Genomic DNA, 18,307 nt, shown 5'->3' with positions numbered 1-18,307 from the left:
AGAGGGCGGCGGGCGTCAGTCGCAGGCGCGGTGGAGCTTGACCGCGAGCCACGCCGAGATCAGGCACATGACCGCGCTCATCAACAGCTGATCGACGACGCCGACGCCCGCGAAGCCGAGCCCGATAGCGAGCAGCGAGCCCGCGACCATCGCGCCCGAATTGACGATATTGTTCGCCGCGACGGTGCGCGCGGTCTGGTCCTTGGGCACGGTGGTGGTCAGGAAGGCATAGAGCGGCACGACGAACATGCCGCCGCTGATCGCGATGCCCATCAGGCTGGCGAGCAGCGGGATGACATCGGCGTGGTTTAAAAAGCCGCCGATGCCGTAGAGCGTGCCCGCGGGATCCTGCTCCCAGTTGCGGCAGACGAAATAGAAGGCGACGACGAACGCGCCCATCACGACGACGCTCGCCGGGCTGTAGCGCGCCGATACCTCGCCCTTGAGCAGCCGGTTGACCGCGACCGAGCCGATCGCGATGCCGATCGAGAAGACCGCGAGGAACAGGCTCGCGACGCTCTTGTCGGCGTGGAGGATATTCTTCACCAGCGGCGGGAACTGGATGAACAGCACCGCGCCAATCGTCCAGAAGAAGCTGATCGACAGGATCGCGAGATAGAGCCGCTTGATATGCATCGTGCCGCGCACCAGCGCGATCGACGAGCGGACGATGTGCCAGTCGATCCCCGTTTCCTCGTGCTGCGGCGGCGCCGGCGGCACCTTGCGCCCGGTCCAGTAGCCGATGAAGGCGACGAGCACGACGCCGAGCGCCGCCCATTCGACGTCGATGATACCTGCGAGGATCGTGCCCGCGAGGATCGCGATATAGGTGCCGGCCTCGACCAGCCCGGTGCCGCCCAGCACCTCGTCGCTTTCCAGATGCTGCGGCAGGATCGCATATTTGATCGGACCGAAGAAGGTCGAGTGGATGCCCATCGAAAACAGCGCCAGCATCATCAGCGGAATGGCGACCAGATGCACCGCCCAGCCCATCCATGCGAGGACGAGCCCGGTGCCGCCGACCGCCATGATGAGGATTTCGCAGAATTTGACGATGCGGATGATCATCGCCTTGTCGCGCGTGTCGGCAAGCTGCCCGGCGAGCGCCGACAGGAGGAAGAAGGGCAGGATGAACAGCCCGGTCGCGACCGCGCTGAACAGCGTTTCGGACGCTTCGTCGTTGAAGACGCCGTAGACGACGAACAGCACCATCGCATTCTTGAACAGATTGTCGTTGAACGCGCCGAGCAATTGCGTGACGAACAGGGGAAGGAACCGGCGTTGCTTCAAAAGCGCAAAGGATCCGGTCATTGAAATTCCATCATTGCAGTCCGACATAGCGACCCGGCCGCGCCAAAGGGGCAATTCGGTTGTCGCCCGGGGGGCTTATCGGTTAGGGCTTGGACGGTCAAAGCCCATTTTGGAACTTTCGCGCGATCAGGGGTCATGCTCAGCCTACCGAACATCTTGACGCTTTCGCGCATCCTGACGGTTCCGATCCTGCTGGCGCTGCTGTGGCCGGGCGCGCGCGAGGGGACGCACCAGCCGGCGCCGCTCTATTATGCGCTGGCCTTCGTCCTCTACTGCCTGATGGGCATCACCGATTATTTCGACGGCTATGTTGCCCGCGCGCGCGGCACCGTGTCGCGGCTCGGCGCCTTCCTCGATCCCATCGCCGACAAGATCATGATCGCGGCGGTGATCCTGCTGCTCGTCTTCACGCGCGACATCACCGGCATCCACGTCATCGCCGCGCTCGTCATTCTGCTGCGCGAGATCATCGTGTCGGGACTGCGCGAATTCCTCGCGACCTTGCAGGTGTCGATGCCGGTCACCCGGCTCGCCAAATGGAAGACGACCTTTCAGCTTGTCTCGTTCGGCGCGCTGATCCTGGCGGGCGCGCTGCCCGCTATGGAATGGGTCCGCAGCGTCGGCCTGGCGACCCTGTGGGGCGCGGCGGTGCTGACGATGATCACCGGCTGGGATTATCTGCGCGTCGGCCTGAAGCATATGGACTGACGCCGGTGGCGCTGCAGCTCGCCTATTTCGCCTGGGTGCGCGAACGCATGGGATGCGGCGAGGAGCAGGTCGAACCGCCCGCCAATGTCGCGACCGCGTCCGACCTGATCGCATGGCTCGCCGCGCGCGACGACCGCGGCGCCCGGGCCTTTGCCGATCCGGCGCGGATTCGCGTCGCGATCGACGGCCAGATGATGGGCAATGACGCGGCGCTTGCCGGCGCCCAAGACGTCGCGTTGTTCCCGCCGGTGACGGGCGGATGATCCGCGTCGTCGTCCAGGACGCGGCGATCGACTTTGCGACCGAGACCGACCGCCACGACGCGGGCGGGCACGGCGCTACCGCTAGCTTCGTCGGCCGGGTGCGCGGCGACGACGGCGTGATCCAATTGTTCCTCGAACATCACCCCCAAATGACCGAGCGCGGCCTCGCCGACCTGGCGCACGCCGCCGCGGACCGCTGGCGGCTGCCGGCGCTGACGCTGATCCACCGCGTCGGCGCGATGGCGCCGGGCGAGGCGATCGTGCTCGTCCTCGCCAGCAGCCCGCACCGCGCCGAAGCGCTCGCTGCCTGCACCTTTCTGATCGACCGGCTGAAGACCGACGTCATGCTGTGGAAGCGCGAGACGCTGGCTGACGGCGCCGTCCGCTGGGTCGAACCGCGCGCGGCCGATCAAGAGCGCGCGGAGGGCTGGGACTAGGGAGCGGGCGGAAGGGACGGTTTGGGATGGTTAGCTGCTTCACGGGCCGCGACCACCATAGACCCCCCATATCTTCGAGACCGCCCCGTTCTCGGCCTCCCAGCCGACATTCCATATGTTTGAGACGATCAGCTTCTTCTCTACGAATGTGGCGAACCGACCATGTGGCCCCTCTTTGATTGAGAAACCTTGTCGCTCCAACTCCTCGATGATGGCGTTTTCAGCAGTGCCGAGGGGGAAGCGAGCTTTCAGCCTCGCATCGAAGATCGGCTCACCCTCGGCGTATGTTGCTGGGAGATCTCGCGTGATCTCCGGGATTCGCTCCATCCCGCTCGCGATAACACAGGTGATCACGATGGACGCCGCGAGCAAAGAAAAGGCCGAAATCATAAGCCGCATCGGCGTTCGATAATCAATATTCGCCGCAACTGCCATGGGGTCGTTAGCGATCGTTCGATCGCCGGGGACCAATATATCGACGCGGGACTTTCATAAGATTATAAATGGGGCCGCTGCCGGCCGGGCGCTTTACTGCTGCGCGCCCTGGCGCGGTTGCGGTCTGTCGGTCAATTTGCCCGGTGTTTGCGGAAAATGTCGGCGAGCATGCGGAATTCGTCGGCGCGCGGGCTGCCCTTGCGCCAGACGAGGGCGATGGTGCGCCAGTCGTGGTCGGAATCGAGCGGGCGGGTGTCGATGTCGGTGTGGTCGAGTATGCCCGCCTCGATCGCCATCTGCGGCAACATGGTGATACCCAGCCCGTTGTCGACCATCTGCACGAGCGTATGGAGCGAAGTGCCCATCATGCGTGCGCCCGCGCGCAGTTCGGGGCGGTTGCACGCCGCAAGGGCGTGGTCTTTGAGGCAGTGGCCGTCCTCGAGCATCAGCATCTGCGCGGGGTCGATCTGGTCGGCGCTGACCATTGCGGGAAGTTCCTCCGACTGATCGCCGGGGAAGGCGACGAACAGCGCGTCGTCGAACAGCGCCTCGCTCTCCACATCGCCGCAGGCGTAGGGCAGGGCGAGCAGCACGCAATCGACCTGGCCGTGGTGCAGCGATTCACACGCCTGCGCGCTCGGCTCTTCGCGCAGGAACAGCTTGAGCGACGGGCGTTCCTTGCGCAGCCGCGGCAACAGGTCGGGCAGCAGGAAAGGCGCGATCGTCGGGATCACGCTCATCCGCAATTCGCCCACTAGCGGCGCCGAGGCGGCGGCGGCCATGTCGGCAAGCTCCTCCGCCTCGCGCAGCACCCGGTGCGCCTTTTCGACGATCGCGTCGCCGAGCCCGGTAAAGCGGACGACGCGGCGGGTGCGTTCGACGAGGGTCTGGCCGAGCAGGGTTTCCAGCTCGCGGATACCCGCCGACAGCGTCGACTGGGTGACGTTGCAGGCATCGGCGGCGCGGCCGAAATGGCCATGCTCGTGCAGCGCGACGAGATATTGCATCTGCTTTAGCGAGGGCAGGTAATATTGCATTGATCGAATATAGCAATCGGATTGGTAATTTCGAGTGACTTCGTCGATTATATGCGTCGCGGTCGCATGAGAGGAAGGCAAGGGGACCGAGCCGATGGCAGACGAAGGTGGACGACGAAGACGGGGCGCTGGGGTCGGGGAGCTAAGGCGCATGGACAAAAACCAACCTCATGGAGCGTCCGCTTTCGCGAATGTTCGGCATCGAGCTGAATGAGCGGGATGGGATGGGGAGCTGAAAGGCTGCTCTGCGTCTTCTATATGCAAATGCTGCCGGGATTTGGCTACAAGTATCCGATGGTGCCACGACTTAATAATTATCAGCCAAGATAGAATTAACGCAGTCATAGGAAATTTGCACAAGGGTAGCGCTGAAGAAGGGGTGGGAGCAAGAAATGTCATTCCGCAGGATCGCAGAGATCGTTGTTATTGCGGCGACGACAACGGCCTCGCCAGCTTTTTGCCAGGACGCGGATGTCTCGTCGAACGAGCCAATCCGCACCATTTCGGCAGTGGTCGAATCAGATGCGAAAGCAGCTATTTCAGGGATCAACACGTTCTCGCTTGACCTTTATCGGCGCACGCTGACCGCTGATGAAAACCATTTCCTTTCGCCCGCCAGCGTTTCGGTTGCCATAGGTCTTGCCTATCGCGGCGCGCGCGGTACGACGGCGGGGGAGCTTGAGAAGACATTCCATTTCACCAAGCCGCCGTGGGACTATCTGCGTGCCAACGGGCAAGTGCTTGACACGATGACTTTTTCCGGACCGCGACGCGAACTACGAACGGCGAATGCCGTCTGGTTGCAGGACGAGATGCCCCTTCTGCCCGAGTATGAGAAGGACGTGACGGCTTTTGCGCAGGCAGGGTTGCAGCGTGTGAACTTTCGCGGAGGAGCGAATGCCGCGCGCATCCAGATCAATAGCTGGGTTGCAGAAAGCACTCGGGGCAAGATCAAAGACCTGCTGCTGCCGGACGACATCACAAAACGAACTCGCGCGATCCTCGTCAATGCCATCTACTGGAAGGGCGCATGGGCTGGCGCTTTCGATAAAAAGCAGACAAAAACGGAGCCTTTCACGCAATTGAGTGGCGATCAGGTTTCCACGCCGCTCATGCGCCAGCAGTCCAACTTTCGACTGATCGAGCGGGGCGGCTTCAAGGCGATCTCGCTGCCGTACGTGGGTCACGAAGTCGAAATGGTTGTGTTTCTGCCCAATTCGGCAAAGGGCCTGCCGAAATTCGAGGAAGAGCTTACCGCCGCTGATCTCGCAAATTGGCTTACCGACCTCGCCAACGCCGAGCGGCGCGAAACCATCCTGACGATACCCAAGATGCATGTAGAATTGCGGCAGGACCTCAAGAATTCTCTTATCTCGATGGGCGCACCCACAGCATTTTCAGACGATGCCGACTTTTCGGGAATGGCCACAATTCCATACCCCGGCGAGGTTCCCGAAGCCGTCGGACTGAAAATCGCTCGCGTCATTCACAAGACATATCTTGATGTGGACGAGGTCGGTGCGGAGGCTGCGGCCGCCACTGCGGTCGGGGATATCGTCGTCTCCAGCGCCCGAAGGGAACCACCTCCGCCGCCGTTCATATTCCGGGCGGACAAGCCGTTCTTTTTCCTGCTGCGCGACCTACGGACTGGTTTGATCCTGTTCATGGGACGCTATGTGAAAACCCAAGCGGAGCGTCCGCTCGGCGACTAGGGATTCAGGCCTCCGGCCACACGATATTCAAGCACCGCGATGCCCCCCCGGGGCGTCAACGTATGACGGCTATTGGCGCACCCTCGTCTCGATTGGAATGGCCTAAGATCGGTCGATACTGTTGAAAAAGTCCGAAAGGGGTTTTGCCGGGCCATATTGGAACCAAGCATAGTTGCCTATGCGCATCGATCGTTCGCGCGGCCGAGACTTCATGAATCATTATTACCGAAATTCGATGGGCGCCGTGCGGCGGCCGACTTTTTCAACAGTATCTGTCGAATGCTGTCGTAGCACCGGTCAGCGAGCACTTTGGCAATATTGCCCATTGGCTTGCCATCTGCCGCCCGCGTCAAGACATGCATCAACGACAAGTAACCCCCGGAAAGCCCACCCCATCCATGCTAAAATGACCGCTAGCGCGATAAAGGCGATCAGAAGGCTTGGTTTCATCGACGCTTAATGCCGCTGCGATGCGACGTCCGCAATGGTCTTTAGCTGCCATCTCGTCCCGAACTGCACCCGATGGCGAAAACCGGGGTGGTGAGCTGCCATTAAGATTTCGCGCTTAAAAAAGGCAGTATGTCCATCAGGATCATCACGATAGCCATATTGGCGGCACCCGCGGCCTTGCTCCTGCTACTAAAGCTTTTTCCCAATCTGATATTGTTTGCCCTTCATCAGCTCTACTATGCGCCGCTGGGATCGTGGATCGGTCTGCCGTTTTTCCGACCTGACTCCGAGATTGTTTTCGAGGTGCTTTGGCCGGGACGGATGCTGGCGATAGCAACCTATTCTGGAATGATATGGCTTTTCTGGCTCGCTCGAATGAAGCTTTTTCAAAGCGGGGTCACAAAATAGCAGTCAGTTGAGCGGCCGGACGTCTACAATCGGTCGTGTCCGGAAAAGCAGCTTTCGGAACGAAATGGAGGTTAGCTGCCGTCCTCGCAGCATTGGAATTTGTCTACGCGGCCCAGTCTCCGGCGCCTAGCTTCTGTGATCGAAGCCCAGCCAGTCGGCCGTCGGCATCAGGAAGAGGTCGGTGTCTTCGGTGCGGCACCCGGCGGCGGTCAGCATCGCGTGCACCTGACCGCGGTGGTGCGTCTGATGGTTGAAGATATGCGGCAGCACGATGCCGAGCGGGGCGGAGACGTTCCGGCCCGCGGCGCCGCTGTACCAGTCGAGATTGCCGGCAACGGCGCCCGGCGCCATCGCGTCGGCCCAGGTCACGATGAGCGTGTCCATCGCGGTGCGCTGCGCCTTCAGATCGTCCCAGTCGGCGACGAAGCCGCCGCTTTCATTGCCCGGACAATCGGGCGGCGGGCAGCGGTCGAAGCGCGACAGCCAGATGCGGTCGGCCCACAGAAGGTGCGAGAGTGTCGCGTGGATCGACCCGAAAAAGGCGCCGCGATCCAGCCGTCGCTCGGCATCGGTCAGCGTGTCGGCGGCGGCATAGGCGGCGCGGTTTTGCCACCCGTTGTAGCGCGCCATCATCTGCACAAAGCGATTGTCGATCATCGGCCTGTCTCCCGCGCGCGTGCCGCCACGCCAATGACATGCTTGTCAGCAAGCCGCTTGGCATCCGTCAAGTCTTGCCGCATGCTCGGGCAAAACAAGGGAGAGTGTGCAATGCGATTCCATGTCCTGTCGCTGGCCGCCGCGATGGTCGCGGTCGCCGCCAGTCCGGCCGCGGCCAAGACGATCAATGTCTCGGCCGAGGGCGCCGACGCCAACGAGAAACTGCAGGAAGCGCTGATCCTCGCCGAGCCCGGCGATGTCGTGCAACTGGGTGCGGGCACCTGGAAGCTGACCGACGGGCTGTCGCTTGATGTCGATAACGTCACGGTGCGCGGCGCGGGGACCGGCGAGGGCGGATCGATCCTGGACTTTTCAGGGCAGCAGGGAGCGGGCGAGGGGCTGCTCGTCACCTCCGACGATGTGCTGCTGACCAATTTCGCGGTGCTCAACACGCGCGGCGACGGCATCAAGTCGAAAGGTGCCGACCGCATCGTCTACAACGAACTGCGCGTCGAATGGACCGCGGGCCCTAAGGAAACCAACGGCGCCTATGGCATCTATCCGGTCGAAAGCCAGGATGTGCTGATCGACAGCGTCTATGTGCGCGGCGCGTCGGACGCCGGCATTTATGTGGGCCAGTCGCGCAACATCGTCGTGCGCGATTCGATCGCGACCGAAAATGTCGCCGGGATCGAGATCGAAAACTGTTTCGACGCCGACGTGCACGACAATATCGCGAACAAGAATACCGGCGGGATCCTGGTGTTCGACCTGCCCAATCTGCCGCAGCAAGGCGGGCATAATGTCCGCGTCTTCGACAATGTCGTCAGCGACAACAGCACGCCCAATTTCGCGCCGAAGGGCAATATCGTCGCCAGCGTGCCGACGGGGACCGGGGTTCTGGTGATGGCGAACCGCAATGTCGAGGTTTTCGACAATGTGTTCGAGGACAATGGCACCGCCAATGTGATGATCGTCGGCTATCGCTACGACCAGAAAGACCCCAAATATCAGCCGCTGCCGCGGCAGATCGTCGTGCGCGACAATGCGCATGGCAAGGCGGGCTTCGCGCCGGCCTTTCCGGGCGGAGCCGAGATCGCGGCGGCGATGGGCGGAGCTATTCCGCCGGTGCTGTGGGACGGCGCGGGCGACGCGATCGTCCTCGACGATGTCGGCGTGCTGTCGCTCGGCCTGCCCGACGTGACGACGCCGCAGAGCGAAGCGAAGCCGGTGCCGGTCAAGCTGGGCGGCACGCCGCCGCCCGCGCTGCCCGCCATCGTGCTGCCGGAGGGCATGGAGGCCAAGGTCCAGTGAAGCGTATCGCCGCCGCGCTGATCGCGGCGCTGCTCTGCGCCAGCGCGGGCGGCGGGGCGGCGCCGGCCGCGGTCGATCAGGCCTTGATCGAGGGCAGCGCGATGCCCGCAAAGCTCTCCGCCTTTGGGCTGTTCGCGGGGAATGATCCGGCGCGGCCGGTCGCGAGCTTTGCCTACACGCTGCCCACGCCCTTGTTCAGCGACTATGCCGAAAAGCATCGGTTCGTGTCGATCCCGGCGGGCAAGCGGGCGACGGTGCTGGCGGACGGCACGGTCGATTTTCCGGTCGGCACTGTGATCGTCAAAAGCTTCGGCTGGCCCGACTTCAACGATGGCCGTCCGGTCGAGACGCGGCTGCTGATCCACCGCGCGAGCGGCTGGGTGGCGCTGCCCTATATCTGGGACGCCGACGGCCGGGACGCCTCGCTCGCCATCGCGGGGCGGCGCGTGCCGGTGGCGTTCAAAAGCCCCGACGGGACGGCGCATGCGATCCAATATGGCGTGCCCAACCGCAACCAGTGCAAGGAATGCCACAGCCGCGCGGGTGCGATCGTCCCGATCGGCCCCAAGGCCCGCAACATGGTGCTGGCGGATACGGTCGGCGCCGATACGCGCGCGCTCTATTTCACCAACCCTGCGGCGCTGAAGCCGGCGATGCCGCGCTGGGACGATCCGGCGAGCGGCACGCTGCAGGACCGCGCGCGCGCCTATCTCGAGGCCAATTGCGCACATTGCCACAATCCCGAGGGCAGCGCGTCGAACAGCGGGCTGTTCCTGCGCTGGACCGACCCGGTCGGGGTCAACTACGGCATCGGCAAGCGTCCGACTGCGGCCGGGCGCGGAAGCGGCGGCATGGATTTCGCGATCCAGCCGGGCGATCCCGACCACAGTTTCCTGATCTACCGCCTCGAAAGTCTCGACCCCGGCATTGCGATGCCCGAACTTGGCCGCTCGACGGTTCACAAGGAAGGCGCGGCGCTGTTGCGGGAATGGATTGCGGCGATGCCCAAAGACGCGCATTAGGCTGGCCCGATGACCGCTCTCATCCTCCATGATTATTTCCGCTCGTCGGCCAGCTTTCGCGTTCGCATCGCGCTGAACCTCAAAGGTCTCGATTACGAGCGCGTCGAGGTCAGCTTGATCGCCGGCGAACAGAAGAGCGACGCCTATCTTGCGCAAAATGCCCAGGGCTTCGTGCCGATGCTCGTCGCCGACGGCGAGCCGATCATCCAGAGCCTTGCAATCATCGACTGGCTCGACCGCGCGCACCCCGAACCGCGGCTGATCCCCGACGATCCGATGGCGCGCGCGGTAGCGCTGGCGCAGGCCTATGTCGTCGCGTGCGATATCCACCCGCTCAACAATCTGCGCGTGCTCAAATATCTGACCCGCGACCTGGGGCTCAACGAACAGACCAAGGATCGCTGGATCGCCGAATGGATATTGCAAGGCTTCGATGCGCTGGAGGCAATGGTCGGCGAAGGCCCATATCTTGGCGGCGACGAACCGGGGATCGCCGACTGCTGTCTGGTGCCGCAGATGTACAATGCACGCCGGTTCGAGGTGCCGCTGGATCATTATCCGCGCCTCATGGAAATCGACGCTGCGTGCATGGAGCATGAGGCGTTCCGGCGCGCGCATCCCGATGCGGTGAAGCCCGCGTGATCCGGCTGGTGTTGGGGGTGGCCGCGCTGGCGATGCCGGCGGCGGCGCTGGCGCAGGAGGCGGCGTCCGATAGCGACATTGTGATCGCCGACTATCGTCGCCCGCAGCCGCAGGACATCATCGTGACCGGTGGCGGCCTGCTCAGCGGGAGCGGCGACGCGGGGCAGGCGGTGGCCGTGCTGACCGACCTTGATCCCGGCCTTGGCGCGCGCGTCGAGAACCGGCTGCGCGACGAGGCGGGGCTGGTCCAGTTTCGCCGCAGCGACAGCCGATCGGCGCATCCGACGAGCCAAGGCGTCACGCTGCGCGGGCTGGGCGGCAATGCGTCGAGCCGCGCGCTGGTGACGCTCGATGGGGTGCCGCAGGCCGACCCGTTCGGCGGCTGGGTGGCGTGGAGCGCCTATGATGCGATCCGGCTGGGCGGCGTCGCGATTACCCGTGGCGGCGGCAGCGGCGCCGACGGACCGGGCGCGCTGGCGGGCACCGTTGCGCTCTATTCGCAGATGACCGACGGCGGCGAGGCGAGCCTTGCCTATGGCAGCCGTGACGGCTGGGATGCGGCGTTCAGCGTCGGCACGCGGCTTGGCGACGGACAGGTCGCGGTCGACGGCCGCTACAGCCGCGGCGATGGCTTTGTGCCCGTCGTCGAAAGACAGTGGGGCAGCGCCGATCGCGCCGCGCCCTATCGGCAAGGCGGGCTGGGCGTACGCCTGCGCTTCGATACCGGCCCCGACAGCCGGATCGAGGCGAGCGTGCGCGGCTTTTCGGACCGGCGCGACCGCGGCACTGATTTCACGACCAGCACGGTCGACGGGATCGATGCCAGCTTGCGGTACCTGCACGAACCCGCGGACGGGCTGCAATGGCTCGCGCTCGGCTATGTCCAGGTCCGCGACTTCGACACAGGTTTTGCCAGCGTCGCGGCGAACCGCAACAGCGTGGCGCCGGCGCTCTTTCAGCAGGTGCCGGCGACCGGGCTCGGCGCGCGCGTCGAATTGCGGCCTGCGTTCGGCGCGGCCAACCCGCTGCGTATCGGCGCCGACTGGCACCGCACCGTCGGGCGGACCGAGGAGGATTATTTCTTCACTGGCCTCAATCCCGGCCGTCACCGCAGCGCGGGGGGCAGAAGCGACACCGTCGGCGCCTTCGCCGAATGGACGTCGGGTGGCGAAGATGACGGCTTGCTGTGGACGCTCAGCGGCCGGGTCGATCAATGGTGGATCGGCACCGGGTACCGGCACGAATATAATTTCGGTGGATCGACGATCACCGACGCCCGCTTTGCGGCGCGGCAGGGCTGGGAAGGCAGTGGGCGTGCGGGTGTCCGCTGGTCGGCGGGCGATGTGGCGCTGCGCGCCGCCGCCTATCGCGGCTGGCGCCTGCCGACGCTCAACGAACTCTACCGGCCCTTCCGCGTCGGCGCCGATGCGACGGCCGCGAACGAGGCGCTGGCTCCTGAACGATTGTGGGGCGGCGAGATCGGCGCCGACTGGAGGCGCGGCGGTACGAAGCTGAGCGTAACGCTGTTCGCGAACCGGCTCGACAATGCGATCGCCAATGTCACGCTGGGCACCGGTCCGGGCAATTTCCCCGGCGTCGGTTTCGTCGCGGCGGGGGCGAGCTATAGCCAGCGCCAGAATCTCGATGCGATCGACAGCAAGGGCGCCGAAGTCAGCGCCGAACAGCGCGCCGGCCCGCTGACGCTGCGCGCCACCTATGCCTTCACCGATGCGCGCGTCGCGGCGTCGGGCGCCGCGGCTGCGCTCGACGGCAAGCGGCCGGCGCAGATCGCGAAACATGGCGCCAGCCTGTCGCTGCGCGCAGGCGATGCGGGACCGTTCGGCGGCTTCGCGACCCTGCGCTATATCGGCAGGCAGAATGAGGATGATCTGGGGCTGCAACCGCTCGGCGATGCGCTGACCGTCGATGCCGGGATGTCGTTGCGGTTGACGCAGGGCTTGCGGATCGAAGCGCGCGGCGAGAATATCTTCGACGCGCTCGTTCCGGCGGCGCTGTCGTCGGCGGGCATATTGGAACGCGCGACGCCGCGGACCTTGTGGGTAGGTATACGCGCCGCTTATTGATTTCGCAGGCGGCGCAGAGGCGATAAGGATAAGGGCATGGCGGCGAAGACACTCAATCTCGGGGAATTTCTGCCCTATCGGCTGTCGATTGCGTCGAACGCGGTATCGAGCCGGATTGCCGCCGAATATCAGAGCCGCTTCGGCCTGAAGATCCCCGAATGGCGACTGATGGCGGTGCTCGGCGAAGGGCGACCGCTGACCCAGCGCGAACTGGTCGCCGCGACGCGGATGGACAAGGTGACGGTCAATCGCGCCGCCAAGGCGCTGGCCGACCGCCAGCTTATCGCGCGCCAGGCGCACGAGGCCGACGGACGCTCGCACCATCTGGAACTGACCGCGGAGGGCCGCTCGCTCTATAACGCGATCGTGCCCGCTGCGCTCGCCAGCGAGGCGAAGCTGGAGGCGGCGCTGGACGCGGGCGAGCGCGCCGCGCTGATGGCGATCCTCGCCAAGCTGACGAGCGCCGCGGAAGATTATGGCGGATAGGCTTTATCGTGCCCCCGAAGCCGGCGCGCTGCGTATCGAGCCGCTTGGCGACCTGACCGCGATCTTCGACCGGCGATCGATGCAGACGCACCTTGTCGTCGCGCCCATGCCCGAAATAATTGCCGCAATGGGCGATACGCCCTGCGATGCGGGCGCGCTGGCGGAGCGGCTTGCCGCCATGTTCGACCTGGGGGGCGCGGGCGGCGCCGATGTCGCGGCGGTCTTGCGCGAGCGGCTCGCCGAGCTTGCGGCGCTGGGGCTGGTGGCACCGGCGTGAGGTACAGCACGCGCATCGCGGTAGGGCCGGTCCAGTTTCGCATCGGCAGCGACTGGCGCGCGCCGATCGAGGCGCTCGACCGCCTTTATGCGGGCTATCCCGAGGACATGGCGCGCCCCGCCGATGCGACGGTGCGGCTGTTCGCCGCGCGCCCGTGGCGCCGCTGGCTGCGCCCGTCGGTGCATATCGGCGGCGATTTTATCGTTCCTGACGCTCTGCCGCTGCCGCTGTCGATGGGCTTGCTGGCCGCCGAAATGGGGATGAATTTGCAGGTCGCGCTCGGCTGGCGGCGGCACATGTTGCTCCACGCGAGCGCAGTGGCGCGCGCCGGGCGCGCGGTGATCCTGTCGGGCGAATCAGGGTCGGGGAAATCGACGCTCGCGGCGCTGCTCGGCGAGGGCGCGTGGCGGCTGATGGGCGACGAATTCACGCTGATCGAACCCGCAAGCGGCGATGCGCTGGGCTTTCCGCGCGCCATAAGCCTGAAGAATGCGGCGATCGCCGAAATGGCGGTGCGCGTCGACCCCGCACGGCTCGGCCCGCTGCTTGCCGGAACGCCCAAGGGCGATATCCGCCATCTGATCCCGCGCGCCGATGCGATCGCCGCGATGCACGAACCGGCCCGGCCCGCGCTGATCCTGTTTCCGCGCTTCGGCGGCACGGCGGCGATCGAGCCGATGGCGCCGGGCGAGGTGTTCGTCCGCCTGACCGAAGCATCGACGAACTATGTCGCGCTCGGCGAGGCGGGCTTTGCCGCACTGGCGCGGCTGGTCCGCGAGGCCCCCGCTTTCGGCATCAGCTATCCCGACAGCGCGGCCGGCATGGCGCTGGTCGAGCAATTATGGACGGAGGCAGCGCGATGAGCGCGGTGCGTACGCTGATCGATCTGCTCGCGGGGCGGCGCGATGCGGACGGCCTAGCGCCGCGCGACTGGAACGGAGTGATCGGCGCCGCGCGCGCCGAGGCGCTGCTCGCGACGCTCGCCCACCGGCTTGCGGATGCGGCGCTGCCGCCGCCCGTCGCGGCGCTGCTTGCCGACCAGCGCGCCGCCGCCGCGGTCGCGCGGGCGCAGGCGCTGTGGGAGGCCGAGATGACGCGCCGCGCGCTCGCGCCCGAAGGGATCGCGTTCGTGCTGCTGAAGGGCACCGCTTATGCGGCGGCGGGCCTGTCTTGCGCCGAGGGGCGCCAGATCGGCGACCTCGACATTTTGGTCGGCTGGCACGACATCGGCCGCGCCGAAAACGAGTTGATCGAGGCGGGCTGGGAATGGGTGAAGCCCGATCCCTATGACGACGCCTATTACCGCGAGCATATGCACGAGTTGCCGCCCTTGATCCACTCGGGCCGAGACCGGATGATCGACGTCCACCACACGATATTGCCGCGCACGCACCGGGTGACGCCCGATGCGCTGGCGATGATCGGCGATGCAGTCTTGGTCGATGGCGGTTTTGCCGTGCTGTGTCCGAGCGACATGGCGTGCCACTGCGCCGCGCATCTGCTCGCCGACGGCGACTTGCAGGGCGGCCTGCGCAATCTGTGGGATTTCCATTGCCTGACGCGCGACTTCGCGGCCGCCGATGCGGATTTCTGGGCTAAGCTCGAAGCGCGCGCCGCGCTTCATGGACTGCGCGCGCCGGTGCAGCGCGCCGCCCGGCTGGCGCGCGATCTTTACGGTGCGGCGCTGCCGCCCGGCTGGGACCGGCGCGAGCCGGGCGATGGCTGGTTCGTCCGCCGCCTGCTCGCGCGCGACGATTGGGGGCGACCCACGAATTTCGCGTTGCAACAGGCTTTCTACATCCGCTCGCACTGGCTGCGCATGCCGCCGGTGCTGCTGGCGAAGCACCTTTGGACGAAGTGGCGGAAGAGCTAGAGTCCCGCTAGCAGCGGCAGAAGCTCGTCATAATGGCCGATCAGATGGTCGGCGCCCAAGGCTTCGGCGGGGCGATCGAGAAAGCCGAAACGCACCGCGACGCTGGGCACCCCGGCGGCGCGCGCCGCCATGACGTCATAGATTGAATCTCCGACGAAGGCGGTTCGCCCGCCGCCGCTCCGCTCGATCATCGCGATGATGGGGTCGGGCGCGGGCTTGCGGACGCTGAGCGTGTCGCCGCCGACGATCGCAGCCATGCGATCCGCCAGTTCCAGTTCGCCGAGCAGCTTGCGCGCCATATGTTCGGCCTTGTTGGTCGCCACCGCGCAGCGCACCCCGCGCGCCTCGAGCGCGTCGAGCGCCGCGATCAGGCCGGGGTAGGGGCGGCTCTCGATCGCGATATGCGCTTCGTAATAGGCAAGAAGTTCGCCGAGCAAGCGATCGAAATCCTCCGCCGGAACGCCGCCGGTCGCGATCAGCCCCTGTTCGAGCATGTGACGCGCGCCGAGCCCGATCATCGGCCGCACCATTGTTTCGGCAAGCGGCGCGCGGTCTATCCGCGCCAGCGCATGGTTCACCGCGGCGGTCAGGTCGCCCGCGGTGTCGATCAACGTGCCGTCGAGATCGAAGCCGACGATGCGGAAGGGAAAGTCGCTCATGCCGGTCCGCATGGCCGCTCGCTCTGGAAACCGCAATGATTTGCTGGCATGGCACGCGGCATGAGCAATTCCATCGCCGCCGTCATCCTTGCCGCGGGCAAGGGCACCCGCATGAAGTCCGATCTCCACAAAGTGCTGCACCCCATTGCCGGGCGGCCGATGCTGATGCATCTGATGGCCGCGGTCGACGCGCTGGCGCCCGCGAAGAAGGTCGTCGTCGTCGGCGACAAGGCCGACCAGATCGAGGCGGCACTCGCGGGCAGCGCGGCGCTGGCGGTGCAGGAGCCGCAGCTCGGCACGGGGCACGCGGTGCAGCAGGCGCAAGGTGCGCTTGCGGGCTTCGCCGGCGATGTGTTGATCCTTTATGGCGATGTGCCTTTTGTGCCCAGCGCGACAATGCAGGCAATGGTCGACCGTCTGAACGCTGCCGATGCGCCCGCAGTCGTCGTCCTCGCGTTCGAGCCTGATGATGCGCTGCAATATGGCCGCGTGATCACCGATGGCGATCGCGTCGTGAAAATGGTCGAGCACAAGGACGCGAGCGAGGCCGAACGCGCGGTACGCCTCTGCAATTCGGGACTGATGGCGGCAAAGGCGGCCGATCTATTCGCGCTGCTCGCACGCGTAACCGACGACAACGCGGCGAAGGAATATTATCTCGTCGATATCGTAAATATCGCCAATGCCGACGGTCGGCACTGCGCCGTGGTCAGGACAGACGCTGCCGACGTCGCGGGGATCAACAGCCGCGCCGAACTCGCCGCTGCCGAGGCGCAGTGGCAGGCGTTCAAGCGCGAGGAGGCGATGGCGGGCGGCGCGTCACTGCGTGCGCCCGAAACCGTCTGGTTCAGCTGGGACACCGAAATCGGCCGCGACGTGACGGTCGAGCCCAATATCGTCTTCGGCCCCGGCGTCCGCGTCGCCGACGGCGCGACGATCCGCGCCTTCAGCCATATCGAGGGCGCGAGTATCGGCGCGGGGTGCGAGGTCGGCCCCTTTGCCCGGCTGCGCCCCGGCGCGGTGCTGGAAGACAAGGCGAAGGTCGGCAATTTCGTCGAGGTGAAAAAGGCGGTGCTCGGCAGGGGCGCGAAGGCGAACCACCTCAGCTATATCGGCGATGCGACGGTGGGGGCGGGCGCTAACATCGGCGCGGGCACAATCACCTGCAATTACGACGGCTATTTCAAATATCAGACGGTGATCGGCGAACGCGCCTTCATCGGGTCGAACAGCGCGCTGGTCGCGCCGGTGAAGATCGGCGCCGACGCGATCGTCGCGGCGGGCAGCACCGTGACGCGCGACGTGATGGATGGCGAGCTGCGCATTGTCCGCGCCGAACAGTCGGTAAAGCCCGGCTGGGCCGACCGCTTCCACGACGCGATGCGCAAGAAGAAGGCGGCGGAGAAAAAGGCATGAGCGACCGTTACGAAGACAAGCCCTTCCTGCGTTATGTCGACGCCTGGGTGCTCGACGCGATCGGGCATCTCGACGAGCCGACGCGCAGCTATTGTGCGGCGATGGAACCGACGCTGCGCCACAGCCTGGGCCTTGCCGGAAGCTGGCAGGAGATGGTTGCGCAGCAGATGAAATTCGCGCCCGACCTTGCGGCGCAGATCCGCAAGATTTGGGACGACGGCCGCGTCAAATTCGCTGCCGCGCACGGCCGCCCTGCCGATCCGGCGCAATTTGCAATGACCTTCGTCGACCGCAATTTCGGGCGCGCGTGAGGATTGACATGATATCATGATATGATATCAGTATATCAATGACGCGGATACTTGCCGACCTGCCCGATGAGGACATCAAGTGGCTCGACCAGCTTGCGACCGAGCAGGGCAAGTCGCGCGCGTCGATTCTCCGCGATGTCGTGGCCACCTATAAGGCGCAATCGCACGATGCCGGTTCGAAGCATTGGCTCGATCAGGCCTTCGGCGCATGGAATGATCGGGATGACATCGGCGACGCCGTTGAATGGCAGCGTCGCGAGCGGGCATCCTGGACTCGTCCGTGGGACGATGATTATGAGGAAGTGAAGGCTGAATTCCCAGATTTGTTCGACGAGGATGATGGCCGGGAGCGTCAGCGTTACCTTGAAATGAAGGCGCCCCGAAAGTCGGGCAAGAAGCCTTCGCGCAAGCAGAAGAAAAAGTGAGCGGCTACTCATTCGACAGCAACATCCTGATCGATGCGCTGACCGGGGACCGGATTGCGCATGCGGAAATTGCGCGCGTCGACCGTCCCTGGATCAGCCGCATCACATGGATCGAGGTGTTGTCGAAAGAGCCCGGCGGCACGCTCAAGATCATCGAAAATTTTCTGGGCGGCTTTTCGATCGATGAAGTCGATACGCGCATCGCGGCACATGCGGCTGCTTTGCGCAGGGAGCGTCCGCGCCTGAAGCTTGCCGATGCCATGATCCTGGCGTCGGCGCAGGTTAATCATCGCATCCTCGTGACCCGAAATGTCAAGGATTTCCCGGCAAATATGCCGGGTATTCGCGTCCCTCAAATTCGCTAAGCAGAAAGAATCCCC

22 protein-coding genes are annotated in these 18,307 nt (G+C 65.0%); 17 read left to right on the top strand and 5 right to left on the bottom strand.

Annotated elements, in window-relative coordinates; translation table 11 throughout:
* Positions 1–15 precede the first annotated feature (15 nt).
* Positions 16–1,311 (bottom strand): MFS transporter, encoded by a 1,296-nt coding sequence (locus P1IM2_RS09225; RefSeq protein ID WP_062902697.1) that lies wholly within the window; start codon positions 1,309–1,311, stop codon positions 16–18.
* A 135-nt stretch (positions 1,312–1,446) separates the two neighbouring features.
* On the opposite strand from P1IM2_RS09225, the gene pgsA reads away from it, so the two are divergent.
* Genes pgsA through P1IM2_RS09210 form a run of 3 tightly spaced genes read left to right on the top strand, consistent with a single transcriptional unit; the run spans position 1,447 to position 2,719 of the window.
* A complete protein-coding gene (gene pgsA, locus P1IM2_RS09220) occupies positions 1,447–2,019 on the top strand; it encodes a CDP-diacylglycerol--glycerol-3-phosphate 3-phosphatidyltransferase (RefSeq protein WP_062902696.1) in 573 nt (190 codons plus the stop codon).
* A 5-nt stretch (positions 2,020–2,024) separates the two neighbouring features.
* The gene (locus tag P1IM2_RS09215; RefSeq protein WP_217372376.1) at positions 2,025–2,282 is read left to right on the top strand and encodes a MoaD/ThiS family protein; all 258 of its coding nucleotides are present in this window, start codon (positions 2,025–2,027) and stop codon (positions 2,280–2,282) included.
* Positions 2,279–2,719 carry a molybdenum cofactor biosynthesis protein MoaE gene (locus P1IM2_RS09210; RefSeq protein ID WP_062902695.1) on the top strand — a complete coding sequence of 147 codons (441 nt, stop codon included), beginning with the start codon at positions 2,279–2,281 and terminating at the stop codon, positions 2,717–2,719. Before P1IM2_RS09215 ends, P1IM2_RS09210 begins: the two co-directional genes overlap by 4 nt.
* Before the next feature lie 39 nt (positions 2,720–2,758).
* Here the strand turns inward: P1IM2_RS09210 and P1IM2_RS09205 are convergent, their stop codons facing one another.
* The gene (locus tag P1IM2_RS09205; RefSeq protein ID WP_186402259.1) at positions 2,759–3,154 is read right to left on the bottom strand and encodes a hypothetical protein; all 396 of its coding nucleotides are present in this window, start codon (positions 3,152–3,154) and stop codon (positions 2,759–2,761) included.
* 131 nt (positions 3,155–3,285) lie between these two features.
* Positions 3,286–4,191: a hydrogen peroxide-inducible genes activator gene (locus tag P1IM2_RS09200; protein WP_186402258.1), complete on the bottom strand. Its 906-nt coding sequence runs from the start codon at positions 4,189–4,191 to the stop codon at positions 3,286–3,288.
* 392 nt (positions 4,192–4,583) lie between these two features.
* On the opposite strand from P1IM2_RS09200, the gene P1IM2_RS09195 reads away from it, so the two are divergent.
* The gene (locus tag P1IM2_RS09195; RefSeq protein ID WP_186402257.1) at positions 4,584–5,903 is read left to right on the top strand and encodes a serpin family protein; all 1,320 of its coding nucleotides are present in this window, start codon (positions 4,584–4,586) and stop codon (positions 5,901–5,903) included.
* Between the two features lie 579 nt (positions 5,904–6,482).
* Entirely contained in the window at positions 6,483–6,761 is a 279-nt protein-coding gene (locus tag P1IM2_RS09190; RefSeq protein ID WP_186402256.1) for a hypothetical protein, read from the top strand.
* Between the two features lie 126 nt (positions 6,762–6,887).
* On the opposite strand, the gene P1IM2_RS09185 is transcribed toward P1IM2_RS09190, so the two are convergent.
* Positions 6,888–7,418: a DinB family protein gene (locus tag P1IM2_RS09185; RefSeq protein WP_186402255.1), complete on the bottom strand. Its 531-nt coding sequence runs from the start codon at positions 7,416–7,418 to the stop codon at positions 6,888–6,890.
* 111 nt (positions 7,419–7,529) lie between these two features.
* Between P1IM2_RS09185 and P1IM2_RS09180 the strand changes: the two genes are divergently transcribed.
* Genes P1IM2_RS09180 through P1IM2_RS09145 form a run of 8 tightly spaced genes read left to right on the top strand, consistent with a single transcriptional unit; the run spans position 7,530 to position 15,116 of the window.
* The gene (locus P1IM2_RS09180; RefSeq protein WP_186402254.1) at positions 7,530–8,732 is read left to right on the top strand and encodes a parallel beta-helix domain-containing protein; all 1,203 of its coding nucleotides are present in this window, start codon (positions 7,530–7,532) and stop codon (positions 8,730–8,732) included.
* Positions 8,729–9,754, top strand: coding sequence for an SO2930 family diheme c-type cytochrome (locus tag P1IM2_RS09175; protein ID WP_186402253.1), 1,026 nt, complete (start codon positions 8,729–8,731; stop codon positions 9,752–9,754). The genes P1IM2_RS09180 and P1IM2_RS09175 overlap by 4 nt, the downstream gene beginning before the upstream one ends.
* Before the next feature lie 9 nt (positions 9,755–9,763).
* Positions 9,764–10,396, top strand: a complete 633-nt coding sequence (gene maiA, locus P1IM2_RS09170) for a maleylacetoacetate isomerase (protein ID WP_186402252.1) — start codon at positions 9,764–9,766, stop codon at positions 10,394–10,396.
* Positions 10,393–12,480, top strand: a complete 2,088-nt coding sequence (locus tag P1IM2_RS09165; RefSeq protein WP_186402251.1) for a TonB-dependent receptor — start codon at positions 10,393–10,395, stop codon at positions 12,478–12,480. The genes maiA and P1IM2_RS09165 overlap by 4 nt, the downstream gene beginning before the upstream one ends.
* 36 nt (positions 12,481–12,516) lie before the next feature.
* The gene (locus tag P1IM2_RS09160; protein WP_186402250.1) at positions 12,517–12,966 is read left to right on the top strand and encodes a MarR family winged helix-turn-helix transcriptional regulator; all 450 of its coding nucleotides are present in this window, start codon (positions 12,517–12,519) and stop codon (positions 12,964–12,966) included.
* Positions 12,956–13,243 (top strand): HPr-rel-A system PqqD family peptide chaperone, encoded by a 288-nt coding sequence (locus tag P1IM2_RS09155; RefSeq protein ID WP_186402249.1) that lies wholly within the window; start codon positions 12,956–12,958, stop codon positions 13,241–13,243. Before P1IM2_RS09160 ends, P1IM2_RS09155 begins: the two co-directional genes overlap by 11 nt.
* Positions 13,240–14,106 carry an HprK-related kinase A gene (locus P1IM2_RS09150; RefSeq protein ID WP_186402248.1) on the top strand — a complete coding sequence of 289 codons (867 nt, stop codon included), beginning with the start codon at positions 13,240–13,242 and terminating at the stop codon, positions 14,104–14,106. The genes P1IM2_RS09155 and P1IM2_RS09150 overlap by 4 nt, the downstream gene beginning before the upstream one ends.
* Positions 14,103–15,116 (top strand): nucleotidyltransferase family protein, encoded by a 1,014-nt coding sequence (locus P1IM2_RS09145; RefSeq protein WP_186402247.1) that lies wholly within the window; start codon positions 14,103–14,105, stop codon positions 15,114–15,116. Before P1IM2_RS09150 ends, P1IM2_RS09145 begins: the two co-directional genes overlap by 4 nt.
* Here P1IM2_RS09145 and P1IM2_RS09140 read toward each other — a convergent pair.
* The gene (locus P1IM2_RS09140; protein WP_082820068.1) at positions 15,113–15,775 is read right to left on the bottom strand and encodes an HAD-IA family hydrolase; all 663 of its coding nucleotides are present in this window, start codon (positions 15,773–15,775) and stop codon (positions 15,113–15,115) included. The genes P1IM2_RS09145 and P1IM2_RS09140 overlap by 4 nt on opposite strands.
* Positions 15,776–15,823: 48 nt before the next feature.
* Between P1IM2_RS09140 and glmU the strand changes: the two genes are divergently transcribed.
* From glmU to P1IM2_RS09120, 4 genes are read left to right on the top strand one after another with little or no spacing between them, the layout of a single operon-like run.
* Positions 15,824–17,191 carry a bifunctional UDP-N-acetylglucosamine diphosphorylase/glucosamine-1-phosphate N-acetyltransferase GlmU gene (gene glmU / locus P1IM2_RS09135; protein WP_186402246.1) on the top strand — a complete coding sequence of 456 codons (1,368 nt, stop codon included), beginning with the start codon at positions 15,824–15,826 and terminating at the stop codon, positions 17,189–17,191.
* Positions 17,188–17,502 carry a hypothetical protein gene (locus tag P1IM2_RS09130; protein ID WP_186402245.1) on the top strand — a complete coding sequence of 105 codons (315 nt, stop codon included), beginning with the start codon at positions 17,188–17,190 and terminating at the stop codon, positions 17,500–17,502. The genes glmU and P1IM2_RS09130 overlap by 4 nt, the downstream gene beginning before the upstream one ends.
* A gap of 38 nt (positions 17,503–17,540) precedes the next feature.
* Entirely contained in the window at positions 17,541–17,927 is a 387-nt protein-coding gene (locus tag P1IM2_RS09125; RefSeq protein ID WP_062902679.1) for a ribbon-helix-helix protein, CopG family, read from the top strand.
* Positions 17,924–18,292, top strand: a complete 369-nt coding sequence (locus P1IM2_RS09120) for a type II toxin-antitoxin system VapC family toxin (RefSeq protein ID WP_062902678.1) — start codon at positions 17,924–17,926, stop codon at positions 18,290–18,292. Before P1IM2_RS09125 ends, P1IM2_RS09120 begins: the two co-directional genes overlap by 4 nt.
* Positions 18,293–18,307 lie beyond the last annotated feature (15 nt).

This window comes from Sphingopyxis sp. P1IMeth2, from assembly GCF_900185685.1.
Taxonomy (GTDB): Bacteria; Pseudomonadota; Alphaproteobacteria; order Sphingomonadales; family Sphingomonadaceae; genus Sphingopyxis; species Sphingopyxis terrae_A.
This window is presented reverse-complemented; position numbering and strand designations above follow the sequence as displayed.

Coding starts and splice junctions, on each gene's coding strand:
- P1IM2_RS09155 (WP_186402249.1), top strand. CDS start 12,956: ATGGCGGATAGGCTTTATCGTGCCCCCGAAGCCGGCGCGCTGCGTATC.
- P1IM2_RS09180 (WP_186402254.1), top strand. CDS start 7,530: ATGCGATTCCATGTCCTGTCGCTGGCCGCCGCGATGGTCGCGGTCGCC.
- P1IM2_RS09225 (WP_062902697.1), bottom strand. CDS start 1,311: ATGACCGGATCCTTTGCGCTTTTGAAGCAACGCCGGTTCCTTCCCCTG.
- P1IM2_RS09210 (WP_062902695.1), top strand. CDS start 2,279: ATGATCCGCGTCGTCGTCCAGGACGCGGCGATCGACTTTGCGACCGAG.
- P1IM2_RS09205 (WP_186402259.1), bottom strand. CDS start 3,154: ATGGCAGTTGCGGCGAATATTGATTATCGAACGCCGATGCGGCTTATG.
- P1IM2_RS09125 (WP_062902679.1), top strand. CDS start 17,541: ATGACGCGGATACTTGCCGACCTGCCCGATGAGGACATCAAGTGGCTC.
- P1IM2_RS09185 (WP_186402255.1), bottom strand. CDS start 7,418: ATGATCGACAATCGCTTTGTGCAGATGATGGCGCGCTACAACGGGTGG.
- P1IM2_RS09145 (WP_186402247.1), top strand. CDS start 14,103: ATGAGCGCGGTGCGTACGCTGATCGATCTGCTCGCGGGGCGGCGCGAT.
- P1IM2_RS09130 (WP_186402245.1), top strand. CDS start 17,188: ATGAGCGACCGTTACGAAGACAAGCCCTTCCTGCGTTATGTCGACGCC.
- maiA (WP_186402252.1), top strand. CDS start 9,764: ATGACCGCTCTCATCCTCCATGATTATTTCCGCTCGTCGGCCAGCTTT.
- glmU (WP_186402246.1), top strand. CDS start 15,824: ATGGCACGCGGCATGAGCAATTCCATCGCCGCCGTCATCCTTGCCGCG.
- P1IM2_RS09195 (WP_186402257.1), top strand. CDS start 4,584: ATGTCATTCCGCAGGATCGCAGAGATCGTTGTTATTGCGGCGACGACA.
- P1IM2_RS09200 (WP_186402258.1), bottom strand. CDS start 4,191: ATGCAATATTACCTGCCCTCGCTAAAGCAGATGCAATATCTCGTCGCG.
- P1IM2_RS09140 (WP_082820068.1), bottom strand. CDS start 15,775: ATGAGCGACTTTCCCTTCCGCATCGTCGGCTTCGATCTCGACGGCACG.
- P1IM2_RS09160 (WP_186402250.1), top strand. CDS start 12,517: ATGGCGGCGAAGACACTCAATCTCGGGGAATTTCTGCCCTATCGGCTG.
- pgsA (WP_062902696.1), top strand. CDS start 1,447: ATGCTCAGCCTACCGAACATCTTGACGCTTTCGCGCATCCTGACGGTT.
- P1IM2_RS09190 (WP_186402256.1), top strand. CDS start 6,483: ATGTCCATCAGGATCATCACGATAGCCATATTGGCGGCACCCGCGGCC.